At 73.9% G+C, this 12,432-nt stretch carries 12 protein-coding genes; 10 read left to right on the top strand and 2 right to left on the bottom strand.

Translation table 11 applies throughout. The features are described 5' to 3' along the window. Positions 1–187: 187 nt before the first annotated feature. The 10 genes from ribD (at position 188) to ACFYMO_RS18790 (ending at position 9,251) form a co-directional block, all read left to right on the top strand. The gene (gene ribD, locus ACFYMO_RS18835; protein ID WP_388547732.1) at positions 188–1,330 is read left to right on the top strand and encodes a bifunctional diaminohydroxyphosphoribosylaminopyrimidine deaminase/5-amino-6-(5-phosphoribosylamino)uracil reductase RibD; all 1,143 of its coding nucleotides are present in this window, start codon (positions 188–190) and stop codon (positions 1,328–1,330) included. Next, positions 1,331–2,008: a riboflavin synthase gene (locus tag ACFYMO_RS18830; protein ID WP_366771952.1), complete on the top strand. Its 678-nt coding sequence runs from the start codon at positions 1,331–1,333 to the stop codon at positions 2,006–2,008. Further along, positions 2,005–2,688: a nicotinamide mononucleotide transporter family protein gene (locus tag ACFYMO_RS18825; protein ID WP_366771951.1), complete on the top strand. Its 684-nt coding sequence runs from the start codon at positions 2,005–2,007 to the stop codon at positions 2,686–2,688. Before ACFYMO_RS18830 ends, ACFYMO_RS18825 begins: the two co-directional genes overlap by 4 nt. A 46-nt stretch (positions 2,689–2,734) precedes the next feature. Further along, on the top strand, positions 2,735–4,096 hold the full coding sequence (locus ACFYMO_RS18820) for a bifunctional 3,4-dihydroxy-2-butanone-4-phosphate synthase/GTP cyclohydrolase II (protein ID WP_366771950.1): 1,362 nt from the start codon (positions 2,735–2,737) through the stop codon (positions 4,094–4,096). Positions 4,097–4,191: 95 nt separating this feature from the next. Continuing rightward, a complete protein-coding gene (ribH, locus tag ACFYMO_RS18815) occupies positions 4,192–4,677 on the top strand; it encodes a 6,7-dimethyl-8-ribityllumazine synthase (RefSeq protein WP_366771949.1) in 486 nt (161 codons plus the stop codon). A 34-nt stretch (positions 4,678–4,711) separates the two neighbouring features. Then, positions 4,712–4,984, top strand: coding sequence for a phosphoribosyl-ATP diphosphatase (locus ACFYMO_RS18810; protein WP_019356185.1), 273 nt, complete (start codon positions 4,712–4,714; stop codon positions 4,982–4,984). A gap of 45 nt (positions 4,985–5,029) precedes the next feature. Continuing rightward, positions 5,030–5,878 carry an ATP phosphoribosyltransferase gene (gene hisG / locus ACFYMO_RS18805; RefSeq protein WP_019356186.1) on the top strand — a complete coding sequence of 283 codons (849 nt, stop codon included), beginning with the start codon at positions 5,030–5,032 and terminating at the stop codon, positions 5,876–5,878. Between the two features lie 19 nt (positions 5,879–5,897). Next, positions 5,898–6,401, top strand: coding sequence for a PH domain-containing protein (locus ACFYMO_RS18800; protein ID WP_366771948.1), 504 nt, complete (start codon positions 5,898–5,900; stop codon positions 6,399–6,401). A gap of 202 nt (positions 6,402–6,603) precedes the next feature. Continuing rightward, a complete protein-coding gene (locus ACFYMO_RS18795) occupies positions 6,604–8,031 on the top strand; it encodes a hemolysin family protein (RefSeq protein WP_366771947.1) in 1,428 nt (475 codons plus the stop codon). Continuing rightward, positions 8,028–9,251: a hemolysin family protein gene (locus ACFYMO_RS18790; protein WP_366771946.1), complete on the top strand. Its 1,224-nt coding sequence runs from the start codon at positions 8,028–8,030 to the stop codon at positions 9,249–9,251. The genes ACFYMO_RS18795 and ACFYMO_RS18790 overlap by 4 nt, the downstream gene beginning before the upstream one ends. On the opposite strand, the gene ACFYMO_RS18785 is transcribed toward ACFYMO_RS18790, so the two are convergent. After that, on the bottom strand, positions 9,172–11,268 hold the full coding sequence (locus ACFYMO_RS18785; protein ID WP_388547729.1) for an AAA family ATPase: 2,097 nt from the start codon (positions 11,266–11,268) through the stop codon (positions 9,172–9,174). The two genes, ACFYMO_RS18790 and ACFYMO_RS18785, sit on opposite strands and share 80 nt — an antisense overlap. A gap of 382 nt (positions 11,269–11,650) precedes the next feature. After that, positions 11,651–12,292: a hypothetical protein gene (locus ACFYMO_RS18780; protein ID WP_366771945.1), complete on the bottom strand. Its 642-nt coding sequence runs from the start codon at positions 12,290–12,292 to the stop codon at positions 11,651–11,653. Positions 12,293–12,432: the final 140 nt, after the last annotated feature.

The following is a 12,432-nucleotide window of genomic DNA, read 5'->3' as shown; positions in this document are numbered from 1 at the left end:
GCCGGCCGGCGGTCCCGTTCCGGAGGCTGCGGCCGGACCGGAGCGGACGCTCCCGTTCCGGCAGGTCGTCCCGCCGCGCGTCCGTCACACAGTCCCCCAGCCCCGGAGTCCGTGCCCGAAGAGGCAGGAGGACCCGGTGGCCCCCCACCCCCAGGCGCCGCTCGCGCCGCAGGCCGAGCGCGACGCGATGCGCCGTGCCATCGCGCTCGCCGCGCGGGGACTCGGCTCCACCAGCCCCAACCCCGTCGTCGGCTGCGTCGTCCTCGACCACGTGGGACGCCAGGTCGGGGAGGGCTGGCACCAGCGGGCCGGCGGCCCGCACGCGGAGGTCCACGCGCTGGCCGAAGCGGGCGAGGACGCCCGCGGCGGCACCGCCGTCGTCACACTCGAACCCTGCGATCACACCGGGCGCACCGGCCCCTGCTCGCGTGCCCTCATCGACGCCGGGATCGCCCGCGTCGTCTACGCCGTGCCCGACCCCGGCCCCGGCTCGGCGGGCGGCGCCTCGACACTCGCCGCCGCCGGCGTCGAGGTCGAAGGGGGGCTGCTGGCCGACGAGGCGGCGGCCGGCAACGCGGCCTGGCTGACCTCCGTCCTGCACGGCCGCCCCTACGTCACCTGGAAGTACGCCGCCACGCTCGACGGCCGCACCGCCGCCGCCGACGGCTCCAGCCGCTGGATCACCTCCGCCGGGGCCCGCGCCGACGTGCACCGGCTGCGCGCCGAGTCCGACGCCGTCCTCGTCGGCTCCGGAACGGCCCGCGCCGACGACCCGCACCTGGCCGTGCGCGGAGTGCCCGGCGCCACCCAGCCGCTGCGCGTCGTCGTCGACACCGAGGCCACCGCCGTACGCGCCGGAGCCCGCGTCCTCGACGGCGCCGCGCCCACCCTGATCGCCGTCGCCCGGGACGCGGACACCGCCGAACTGGAGGCCGCGGCCGACGGCAGCCCGGCCGAGGTGCTGCGGCTGCCGCGGGCGGCCGGCGACCGGGCCGGACTCGACCTGGACGCGCTGCTGACCGCCCTGCACACCCGCGACGTGCGCGCGGTCCTGCTGGAGGGCGGTGCCACCCTCGCCGCCGCCTTCGTCACCGCCGGGCTGGTCGACAGGGTCGTCGGCTACCTCGCCCCCGTGCTGCTGGGCGCGGGGCCGCCCGTCCTGGGGAACGCCGGAATCAGCACGATCGCGCAGGCGTTGCGGCTCACCGTGAGCGACACCCTGCGCATCGGCCCCGACCTGCGGGTCACCGCGGTCGGCAGCACCGCGCACCCGACCACCCGCCCGTCCGCCGCCGTCGCCGGGCAGTCCGAGCAGACCGAGGAGTCCTGAGTGTTCACCGGAATCGTGGAAGAACTGGGCGAGGTCGTCGCCGTCGAGGACCGAAGCGGCTCCGCACGGCTGCGGCTGCGCGGACCGCGCGTCACCGCCGACGCGCGGCACGGCGACTCGATCGCCGTCAACGGCGTGTGCCTGACCGTCGTGGAGACCCGCGACGGCGAGTTCACGGCCGACGTCATCGCCGAGACGCTGGAGCGCTCCAGCCTCGGAGCCCTCACCGCGGGCTCGCCGGTCAACCTGGAGCGCCCCATGGCGCTGGGCGGGCGGCTCGACGGCCACCTCGTCCAGGGGCACGTCGACGGCACCGGCACCCTCACCGCGCGGCAGGACGCGGACAGCGGCACCGACCTCACCATCGGGCTGCCCGAAGGGCTGGGTCGCTACCTGGTCGAGAAGGGATCCATCACCGTCGACGGCATCAGCCTCACGGTCGTGGAAGCCACCGACGCCTACTTCACCGTCTCCCTGATCCCCACCACGCTCGCCCTCACCACGCTCGGCACCAAGCAGCCGGGCGACCCGGTCAACCTGGAGGTCGACGTCCTCGCCAAGTACGTGGAGCGGCTGCTGGGCCCGACCGCGCAGGGCATCCCGCAGCCGCCGCCCCCAGGCGGTGGCGCACCCTCGCCGCAGAGCGGCGCCGCACAGCAGAGCGGGGCGGCGCGATGAGCGGCCTGCACTGGCTGAACCAGGAGGCGTTCGCCGCCTTCGGGCAGCACGTCATCTGGTCCGACATGCTCGGCAACCTGATAGGGCTGCTCGGGCTCGCGCTGGGCTGGCGGCGCTCCATAGCCACCTGGCCCGTGCAGCTGCTGTCCGGGCTGATCCTCGTGGGCGCCTTCGCCTCGGCCCAGCTGGCGGGCGGCGTCGGCAAGCAGCTCCTGGTCATCGGAGTGGCGCTGTGGGGCTGGCGGCAGTGGGGACGCGGCCGGCGGCAGGCGCAGGACGGTTCCATCGCCGTACGGTTCGCCACCTGGCGGGAGCGCGGGCTGCTCGCCCTCGGCACCGCGCTGGGCACGGCCGCCGTCGGCACCCTCTTCACCCTGGTGCCCGCCCTCTCCTGGAGCCCCTGGGCCGACGCCTACATCTTCGTCGGCACCCTGGCCGCGATGGTGGCCCAGGCCCGCGGGCTGGTGGAGTTCTGGCTCGCCTGGCTGCTGGTGGACGTGGTCGGGGTGCCGCTCGCCTTCAGCAGCGGCCTGGCCTTCTCCGGCCTCGTCTACGTCGTCTATCTCGCCCTCGTCCTGTGGGGGCTGCGTGCCTGGTGGCAGCGCTCCCGCGAGGAGGCGGGCGCGCGGGCCGCCGCCCGCCCCGAGCACGCGCTGCACTCGGCCGGAGCCGCACTGTGAACGCGCCGTACCCCGCCCGGGCGCACCGCAAGGAAGGAGCACGCCCATGACCGCGCTGCCGAACTGGTACGACGCGCCCCCCGCCCCGCGTCCCCCGTCCGAGGCGGAACCGGCCGACTCCGGGGCGGTGTTCGGGCTCGCGCTCGACCCCGTCGAGGAGGCGGTCCGCGACCTCGCCGAAGGCCGCCCGGTCGTGGTCGTCGACGACGAGAGCCGGGAGAACGAGGGCGACCTGGTGGTCGCCGCCGAGCTGATCACGGCCGAGACCGTCGCCTTCATGATGAGCGAGTGCCGCGGCCTGATCTGCACCCCCATGGAAGGGGCCGACCTCGACCGGCTCGCGCTGCCCCAGATGGTCGCCGAGAACACCGAGTCCATGGGCACCGCCTTCACCGTCTCGGTCGACGCCACCGACGCGCACGGCGTCACCACCGGCATCTCCGCCGCCGACCGCGCCGCCACCATCCGGCTGCTCGCCGACCCCGGCACCGCACCGGCCGACTTCGTCCGGCCCGGGCACGCCTTCCCGCTGCGGGCCAGGCCCGGTGGTGTGCTCGCCCGCGCCGGGCACACCGAGGCGGGCGTCGACCTGGCCCGGCTGGCCGGGCTGCGCCCCGCCGCCGCCATCGTGGAGATCGCCGGCGAGGACGGCACCATGCTGCGGCTGCCCGAACTGGTCCCGTTCGCACGCAAGCACGGGCTGCGGATCATCTCCATCGAGGACCTGATCGCCTACCGCCGCTCCGCCGAGCCCACCGTGCGGCGGGAGGCGACGACCCGGCTGCCCACCCGGCACGGCGACTTCCGCGCCTACGGCTACCGCTCCGTCGTCGACGGGGTGGAGCACATCGCGCTCGTCGCCGGCGACCTCACCGGCCCGAGTGACCCCGGGCATCCCGCCGACGGCGAGGACGTGCTCGTACGAGTGCATTCCGAGTGCCTGACGGGCGATGTCTTCGGCTCCCAGCGGTGCGACTGCGGGCCTCAGTTGGAGGCATCCCTGGAGCGGGTCCAGCAGGAGGGCCGCGGCGTGGTGCTCTATCTGCGCGGCCACGAGGGCCGGGGCATCGGACTGCTGTCCAAGCTGCGCGCCTACGAACTGCAGGAACGGGGCCGCGACACCCTCGACGCCAACCTCGAACTGGGGCTTCCGGCCGACGCGCGCGACTACGCGGCCGCCGCGCAGATCCTCACCGACCTGGGAGTGCGGTCCCTGCGGCTGATGACGAACAACCCGGAGAAGACGGCCGCGATGGAGCGGCACGGCCTGCGCGTCACCGGACGGGAGCCGATGCCCGTGCAGGCGGGCGAGCACAACCTGCGCTACCTGCGCACCAAGCGCGACCGGATGGGCCACGACCTGCCCTGGCTGGACGCCGAGCGCAGCTCACCCTGCGGCACCCAGTAGCCGCGCGGATCCGGATCCGGCGGGCTCCACTCCGCGCGGATCCGGGACGTCGGCACCACCACCACACAGCACACGACACATGCACGAGGAGCACCGTGAGCGGCAAGGGCGCACCCGAACTGACCGTCAAGAACTGCCAGGACCTGCGGGTGGCCGTGGTCGCCGCGCAGTGGCACCAGCAGGTCATGGACGGCCTCGTCGACGGAGCCCTGCGCGCGCTGCGCGAACTGGGCATCGACGAGCCCACCCTGCTGCGCGTCCCGGGCAGCTTCGAGCTGCCCGTCGTCGCCAAGGTCCTGGCCGACCGCGGCTACGACGCCATCGTGGCGCTCGGCGTCGTCGTCCGTGGCGGCACCCCGCACTTCGACTACGTCTGCCAGGGCGTCACCCAAGGACTCACCGAGGTGTCGGTGCGCACCGGCGTCCCGATCGGCTTCGGCGTGCTGACCTGCGACGACGAGGAGCAGGCGGTGGCCCGCGCGGGACTTCCCGGCTCCAGCGAGGACAAGGGGCACGAAGCGGTGACGGCCGCCGTGGCGACCGCCGCGACGCTGCGCACGGTCGCGGAGCCCTGGCGCTGAGCGCTCCCCGCCACCGCGTAGGGTGAGAGGCACCATGGCGAACAAGACATTCGAGCAGCTCTTCGCCGAGCTGCAGCACAAGGCCGCCACCGGCGACCCCGGCACCTCCCGTACCGCCGAGCTCGCCGCGCAGGGCGTGCACGCCATCGGCAAGAAGATCGTGGAGGAGGCCGCCGAGGTCTGGATGGCCGCCGAGCACGAGGGCGACGCGCGCACCGCGGAGGAGATCTCGCAGCTCCTCTACCATCTTCAGGTGCTCATGGCCGCCAAGGGCCTCTCCCTCGACGACGTATACGCTCACCTCTGAGACCGCACGACCTTCTGCCGCCGCACGAACAAAGGAAGCTCCCGCATGCTGCGCATCGCCGTCCCCAACAAGGGTTCCCTCTCCGGACCTGCGGGGGAGATGCTGCATGAGGCCGGGTACCAGCAGCGCAAGGCCAGCAAGGAACTCGTGCTGGTGGACCCGGAGAACGATGTCGAGTTCTTCTACCTGCGCCCGCGCGACATCGCGATCTATGTCAGCTCCGGGCGGCTGGACATCGGCATCACCGGCCGCGACCTGCTGCTGGACTCCGGGGCGCGGGCCGAGGAGGTGCTCCCGCTCGGTTTCGCCCGCTCCACCTTCCGCTACGCGGCCAAGCCCGGCACCGTCGGCACCCTCGACGATCTCGCCGGGCTGACGGTCGCCACCTCCTACGAGGGCATCGTCGCCAAGCACCTGGCGGACAAGGGCATCGACGCCTCGGTCGTCCACCTGGACGGCGCGGTGGAGACGGCCATCGAGCTGGGTGTGGCCCAGGTCATCGCGGATGTCGTGGAGACCGGGACCTCGCTGCGGAACGCGGGCCTGGAGATCGCCGGGGAGCCGATCCTGGAGTCCGAGGCCGTCGTGATCCGCCGGACCGGAGCCGATCCGCACGGGCCCAAGGTGCAGCAGTTCCTGCGCCGTCTCCAGGGTGTCCTGGTGGCCCGCAGCTACGTGATGATGGACTACGACATCCGGGCCGAGCACCTGGAGCAGGCCGTCGCGCTCACCCCCGGACTGGAGTCCCCGACGATCTCCCCGCTGCACGACCAGGGCTGGGTGGCCGTCCGCTCCATGGTGCGCACCACCGAGGCGCAGCGGATCATGGACGACCTCTACGACCTGGGCGCCCGCGCCATCCTCACCACGGGCATCCACGCCTGCCGCCTGTGACCGCCACCGGAGCACGCTCATGACCGTCAGTCCGCGGGTGCCCGCGCTTCCCGTCACCTTCCGGCCCACCCGCACCCGCGCGGTGCTGTTGAGCGCCGGCCTCGCCGCGTTCGTCGTCATCACCGCCATCTCGCTGATGCTCCAGCTCGGCGGCGGCGAGCGGGCCAGTTTCATCTGCACCGCCGTGCTCTTCCTCGGCGTGCTGGTGCTGCTGAGCCGTCCCCGGGTGACCGCGGACGAGGACGCGGTGACAGTCGTCAACCTCACCACAAAGCGGCGCCTCGAATGGGCGCAGGTGCTCGCCGTCCATCTGCGGCCCGGCGACCCCTGGGTCTCGCTCGATCTGGCCGACGGGACCAGCCTGCCCGCGATGGGCATCCAGCCGGGCATCGCCAAGCAGCAGGCCCTCGCCGACGCGCGGGCCCTGCGGGCACTGGTCGACCTCAAGGGCGTCCCGGACGCCGCCCCGAACGGAGCATCGGGCGATGCCGTGGGCGGGACGGGGCCCGAAGCCGGAAAGTAGCGGCCCGGACGCCCGCCGCGGCAACCCCGGCGCGGCGCCGCGCGTCTTCGCGAGGTGCGGCCCAGTGTCTACTCTGGAGCACACCGGCGTGAGCCGCCCCGCGCTCGCGCGGGCACCTGCGAACCGAGGAGTGAGACCCTCCAGCGATGGACGGATCGTCCTGTAGTACATGCGCCGCGTCCCGTCTCCACGGGGGCGCGGCATGACCCTCCCGCTCGTCCTGCTCGGTGTGGCGTTCCTGCTCGTACTCGCCAACGGCTTCTTCGTCGCGGCCGAGTTCGGGCTCGTCACCGTCGAGAGACCCGAAGCCGAACGCGCCGCCGCCGAGGGCGACCGCAAGGCGCGCGGCGTCGTCCTGGCGCTGCGCGAGCTCTCCTTCCAGCTCTCCGGTACCCAGCTCGGCATCACCCTCACCTCCCTGGTCACCGGCATGCTGGCCGAGCCCGCGCTGGCCCGGCTGCTGAGCGGACCGCTGGGCGCACTCGGGCTACCGTCCGGCGCCGTCGGCGGAATCGCCGTCGTCACCGGGATGCTGACCGCCTCCGCGGTCCAGATGGTCGTCGGCGAACTGGTGCCCAAGAACTGGGCCGTCTCCCGGCCGCTGGCGGTCGCCCGGTTCGTCGCCGGTCCGCAGCGCCTCTTCTCCCGCACGTTCCGGCCGGTCATCGCGGGCCTGAACGCGGCGGCCAACCGCCTGGTGCGGCTCTTCGGAGTCCAGCCGGCCGAGGAACTGGCCTCCGCGCGCACCCCCGGTGAACTCGTCTCCCTCGCCCACCACTCGGCCCGTGCCGGGGCCCTCGAACAGGACACCGCCGACCTGTTCGTGCGCACCCTGGCGCTGGGCGGGCTGACCGCCCAGCACGTGATGACGCCCCGGGTCCGGGTCGGCGCGCTGCAGGCCGCGGCTACCGCGGAGGACGTCCTCAACCTCACGCGTGCCACCGGCCTCTCCCGCTTCCCCGTCTACCAGGACACCCTGGACGAGGTGGTGGGCATGGTGCACCTCAAGGACGCGCTCGCCGTGCCCGCGCACCGGCGGCTGCACACCCCTGCAGCCCGGATCGCCGTCCCGGCGCTGCTCGTCCCCCAGACCCTCCCCGTCCGCCCGCTGCTGGCGCGGCTGCGCAGCGAGCAGCCCATCGCCGTGGTCGTGGACGAGTACGGCGGGACGGCCGGCGTCGTCACACTGGAGGACATCGTCGAGGAGATGGTCGGCGAGGTGCGCGACGAACACGACGGACAGCTCTACGACGAACTGCCCGAACTGGCCCCGGCGCCGGCCGAAGCGGAGGGCCGTCCGGCGTGGGAGGCGGACGGCGGCTGCCGGGTGGGCGCCCTGCGCGGCATCGGCCTGGAGGTCCCCGAAGGCCCCTACGAGACCGTCGCCGGACTCGTCGCCGACCTGCTGGGCCGCATCCCGGTACCGGGCGACACCGCCCGGCTGCGGGTGCCGCAGCCGCGAGTCGGCCAGGACGGCCCGGAGTGGCAGCTGCGGGTCCGGCACGTGGCCCACCACCGTGCCGAACGCGTCCGGATCGTGGCTCCCGACTCCCGCCCCGCCGCTCCCGCGGGTCCGGCCGACGGCGCATCCCGGCGGCCGGACCGGAGCGTGCAGGCGGTGGCGTCATGAGCGTGCTGCAACTCCTCTTCGCCGCACTGCTGGTGCTCGCCAACGGCTTCTTCGTCGGTGCCGAGTTCGCGCTGGTCTCGGTGCGCCGCAGCCAGATCGAGCCGCTCGCGGCCGGCGGATCGGTGCGCGCCCGGCGCGTGCTGCGCGGGCTGGAGACGCTGCCGCAGATGATGGCCGCCGCGCAGTTCGGGATCACCGTCTGCTCGCTGACGCTGGGGGCGGTGGCCGAACCGACGCTGGCCCACCTGCTGGAGCCCGCCTTCCACGCCGCCCGGCTGCCCGAGGCGCTCGTGCACCCGGTGGGCTATGTGCTCGCGCTGGCCGTCGTGGTCTTCTTCCACCTGGTCGTGGGCGAGATGGTGCCCAAGAACCTGGCGATGGCGGCGCCCGAGCGCACCGCGCTGTGGCTCGGCCCGGCACTGGTCGCCTTCGCACGGCTGACCCGGCCGGTCACCGCCGCACTCGGGGCGTGTGCCACCCTCGTCCTGCGGCTCTTCCGCGTCGAGCCCAAGGACGAGGTGGCGGCCGCCTTCACCAGCGAACAGCTCAACCAGCTGGTGGACGACTCCCGCCAGGCCGGCCTGCTGGAACCGGACGAACACGAGCGGCTGGCCGACGCGCTGGAACTCGGCTCCCGGCCGCTGACCGATGTCCTGCTGGGCCGCACCGAGCTGGTCACCGTCGGCACCGACGTCACCCCGCGCCAGGTGGAGGAGCTGACGGTGCGCACCGGCTACTCCCGCTTCCCGGTGCGGGCCGAGGACGCCGGCTTCCTTGGGTATCTGCACGTCAAGGACGTGCTCGACCTGGAGGAAGCCGACCGGGCCGTGCCGCAGCGGCTGTGGCGCCCGATCGCCACGCTGCGCGGCGAGCTGCCGCTGGACGACGCGCTGACCGCCATGCGGGCCGGTGCCTCGCACCTGGCCGCCGTCGCCGACGCCGCGGGGCGGGTGCTGGGTGTGGCCGCGCTGGAGGATGTGCTGGAGATCCTGGTCGGCGAGGTGCACGATCCCGCCCACACCGACCCGGGCGGCCCCGGGACCGGCCCTGCCGCCGCCGTCCCGTCCGCCGGTGCCGCAGGTGCCGTACCGGGCGCCCGGCACCTGCCGGACTCCCGGAGCGGCGGCGCGAAGGGCGTCGTCAACCCGGCGGCGGCTGCGCACCCGGCGGAGAGCCGTCCGGCCCCCGCCCCGACAGCACCTCGCCGTACGCCTGCATGAGGTCGGGCAGCCGGAGCGTCGCCAGATCGTCGCGGGACGGGGTGCCCGCGTAGCCGGACAGCCGCAGATCCCGGTAGGCGCAGCTCTTCTCGTAGAGGGTGCGCAGGAAGCGGCCGTTGCCCAGCTCGTCGATCCAGCCCTGGTCGACGACGTGCCCGCTGATGCTGCGCAGCTCCTCCAGCGCCTCCTCGTCCCAGACGTCACCGTTGTCGGCGGCCAGCACCTCACCGATCGCCGTCAGTTCCAGCGGCCGGTAGCTGGGGAAGTCGACCCGGGTCGTGAAACGGGAGGAGAGCCCCGGGTTGGCCGCCAGCAGCCGGTCCATCCCCTCCGGGTAGCCCGCCAGGATCACCACCAGCTGGTCCCGGTTGTCCTCCGCGCGTTTGAGCAGCACCTGCAGCGCCTCGTCGCCGTACGCGTCGCCCTTGGAGTAACCCGAGTTGGAGAGCGCGTACGCCTCGTCGACGAACAGCACCCCGCCCAGCGCCGAGTCGATCAGCTCGTTGGCCTTGACCGCCGTCTGCCCCAGGAACTCGCCCACCAGATCGGCCCGCTGCGCCTCGACCAGATGGTCGCCGCCCAGCAGCCCGAGCGCGTAGAAGGCCCGGCCCAGGATCCGGGCCACCGTGGTCTTGCCCGTGCCGGAGGGGCCGGAGAAGACGAAGTGCCGCTTCGGCGGCTGGACGGGCAGCCCCTGACCGGCACGCAGCCGCGCCATGTGCAACTGCGCGGAAAGCGCCCGGACCTGGCGCTTGACCGGCTCCAGGCCGACCATCCGCTCCAACTCCTCCAGCGCCTGCGCCAGCAGCACCGGGTCCGAGGGCCCGGCCGGCACTCTGCCGTCCCCGGCGGCGGCCCGGCGCCCGCGCAGCACGCCCGTGTCGACGCGGACCGGTTCGGCCGGGTCGCCGGAGTCCTCCAGGCGCAGCGCGTCCACCTCCGGATCCACCAGCGGGTCGGCGGCCCCGGCGTCGTCCGCCGGCTCCGGCTCCCCGCCACCGGCGGTGCCCGGCGGCCCGCCCGGGTCCTTGCGGCGTGCGCCGCCGTCCCGGAACCCCGAGCCTCCGAGGGCGCGGCTCTCCTCGGCTGCGGCGCCGTCGGTGGGATCCGCCGGATCGGCGGGCTGTGCCGGGTCGCCGGGCGGTTCGGCACCTCTGTCGAACAGTTCCGGGGCCGTGGTCCGGTCCGGGCCGCCCAGCGAGCCGGAGAGCACGACGGCTGCCAGATCCTCCGCCGTGCCGCCACCGTCGCCGTCCGCGATCGTCGTCAGCCGGGCCGCCGTGTCCATGAACGTCGGGTCGATCCGGTGCACCGCGCGGTAGAGCGGCAGTGCCGCGGCGCTGCGCCCGGTGCCCTCGCGGGCGCGGGCCAACCAGTAGCGCAGTTCCTTGCGCTGCGGCTGCTCGCTGCGGCAGCGCATCAGTGCGGCCGCGAGCAGCGGTTCGGCCTGCCCGTACATCTCCAGCCGGACCCGGGCCATGCCCGCGAACAGCCCGGCCTCGATGCCCAGCAGGGGATCGTCCACCAACGGCTCGGTGTGCGCGACCAGCCCTTCCCAGTCCTTGGCCAGATAGGCCCGGCAGGCGTGCAGGAACCGCACCTGCGGGTCGGCGTCCACCGGGGGGCAGCCCGCCAGGGCACGGTCGAGTTCGGCGACGTGGCGCCCGTCCAGCCAGTGCGAGGCGTGCGCCAGCAGCAGGTCCCGCTCGTACTCCAGTACCGGCTGCACCCACCAGCCCAGCCAGTACCAGGAGTTGAGGGTGCGCCCGTGCCGGGCGCGCTGTTCGCCGAAGCGTTCCCGGTGGTGGTGCATCCGCAGCAGCGCGGTCGCGGTGTCGGCGCGCAGCGCGTGCAGGCCCAGCCAGGCGTCGGCCATCCCCGGATCGAGCCGCACCGCGGTGCGGAACTCCTCCTCGGCCTGCGCGTATCCGCCGATGGTGTACGCGTCCACCCCGCGCAGCCAGGCGAGTTCGGCCGGGGCGTGCAGGCCCTGGGGGTCCTGCGTGCCGAAGTTCATCACGTCCCCCACGAAATGTCCCCCGTCATCTGCCGGTTATCACCCGGGGTTCCCACGCTGTTCCGCATCGTACCCGTGCTCAGGGCGCTGTCGAAGGGCGGTCTACCCGGCTTCCGGGCGTGCGGAACGGCCTGCCGGGGCGGGATGCGAAGGGGGGTCCGGCGCGGAAGGGTATCCGTAGAGCCGATACAGAGGGTGAGAGAAATACGAGTCTCTTATTCCGCTTCGGGTGTTCCGAGGCAGAACGAAGCCCCCGGTCACGGGGGAACAACCGGGGGCTTCGCGTCCGAAGACGGCCTGCGCAGACCGCCTGTTGGAAAACTAATCGGTCCTGCGCCGATGGTCAAGCCGCTCGGTTGCACACGGTGCCGACAGTATGCTCTCAACGGCCGTTGCTTATACGGAGCGTCATATTCAGCGGCGGGCCCGGCGTCTCTCCACGCCTCTCCCGCACCTCGTACCCCGTGTGTCCCGGGCCCGTTTCGTGTACCAGGAAGTCCGCGAACGGGCGCGACGGGTCGGCCGCGAAATGCGCGCGCTCCGCGGGTATCCACCGCGCCCAGAAGTCCCGCTGTGCCGGGCCGTCGCGGCGCCGCCCGCGCCGCCACGCGTCCGCGGCCGCCATCTCGACCCACAGCAGCGAGGCCAGCCGGGGCCGCAGCGCAGCCCGTCCCGCCCCCACGCCCTCGACGAGGACGACCGGCGCGGGCGGCAGCCCGGCCTCCGCGGTGAAGGCGCGCGCCACCCAGTCGTAGACCACGTAGCGTGCGCGGACCCCTCGCTCCAGCGGTTCGAGGACCTGCCGGGTCAGCCGCTCCGTCCAGTCGAACAGTCCCTTGTGGCAGGCCAGGTCGTCCAGATGCAGCACCGGCGCCCCGCCGAGCCGCTCCGACAGCTCCCGGGCCAGCGTCGTCTTGCCCGACCCGGCATGCCCGTCCACACCGACCAGGCGCACCGGCCCGCACGAGGCGGGCAGCGCGGCGAGCCGGTCGGCGAGCGCGTCGAGCGGGAGCGGAGCAGGCATCCTCCCAGCCTACGTCCCGGTGCACACGGCTGTGCGAAACGCTCCCGCGCCTGACGGGCAGCCACGGTGCGTCACTGGTCTCCGCCAATGACGGCGGCATGCCGAGCGGCCGAAGCCCTGGCACGCGTCCCGCCGAGCCG

Origin of the sequence: Streptomyces sp. NPDC007025 (genome assembly GCF_042869455.1) — a bacterium.
In the GTDB taxonomy this organism is placed as follows: Bacteria; Actinomycetota; Actinomycetes; order Streptomycetales; family Streptomycetaceae; genus Streptomyces.
Note: the sequence above shows the minus strand (reverse complement) of the source record. Positions and strands in the feature narration are given on the sequence as shown.

Excerpts from the sequence above, each read along its gene's own strand:
- ACFYMO_RS18800 (WP_366771948.1), top strand. The coding sequence starts at position 5,898 with ATGACCGTCAGTCCGCGGGTGCCCGCGCTTCCCGTCACCTTCCGGCCC.
- ACFYMO_RS18780 (WP_366771945.1), bottom strand. The coding sequence starts at position 12,292 with ATGCCTGCTCCGCTCCCGCTCGACGCGCTCGCCGACCGGCTCGCCGCG.
- ACFYMO_RS18825 (WP_366771951.1), top strand. The coding sequence starts at position 2,005 with ATGAGCGGCCTGCACTGGCTGAACCAGGAGGCGTTCGCCGCCTTCGGG.
- hisG (WP_019356186.1), top strand. The coding sequence starts at position 5,030 with ATGCTGCGCATCGCCGTCCCCAACAAGGGTTCCCTCTCCGGACCTGCG.
- ACFYMO_RS18790 (WP_366771946.1), top strand. The coding sequence starts at position 8,028 with ATGAGCGTGCTGCAACTCCTCTTCGCCGCACTGCTGGTGCTCGCCAAC.
- ACFYMO_RS18795 (WP_366771947.1), top strand. The coding sequence starts at position 6,604 with ATGACCCTCCCGCTCGTCCTGCTCGGTGTGGCGTTCCTGCTCGTACTC.
- ribD (WP_388547732.1), top strand. The coding sequence starts at position 188 with ATGCGCCGTGCCATCGCGCTCGCCGCGCGGGGACTCGGCTCCACCAGC.
- ACFYMO_RS18785 (WP_388547729.1), bottom strand. The coding sequence starts at position 11,268 with ATGAACTTCGGCACGCAGGACCCCCAGGGCCTGCACGCCCCGGCCGAA.
- ACFYMO_RS18810 (WP_019356185.1), top strand. The coding sequence starts at position 4,712 with ATGGCGAACAAGACATTCGAGCAGCTCTTCGCCGAGCTGCAGCACAAG.
- ACFYMO_RS18820 (WP_366771950.1), top strand. The coding sequence starts at position 2,735 with ATGACCGCGCTGCCGAACTGGTACGACGCGCCCCCCGCCCCGCGTCCC.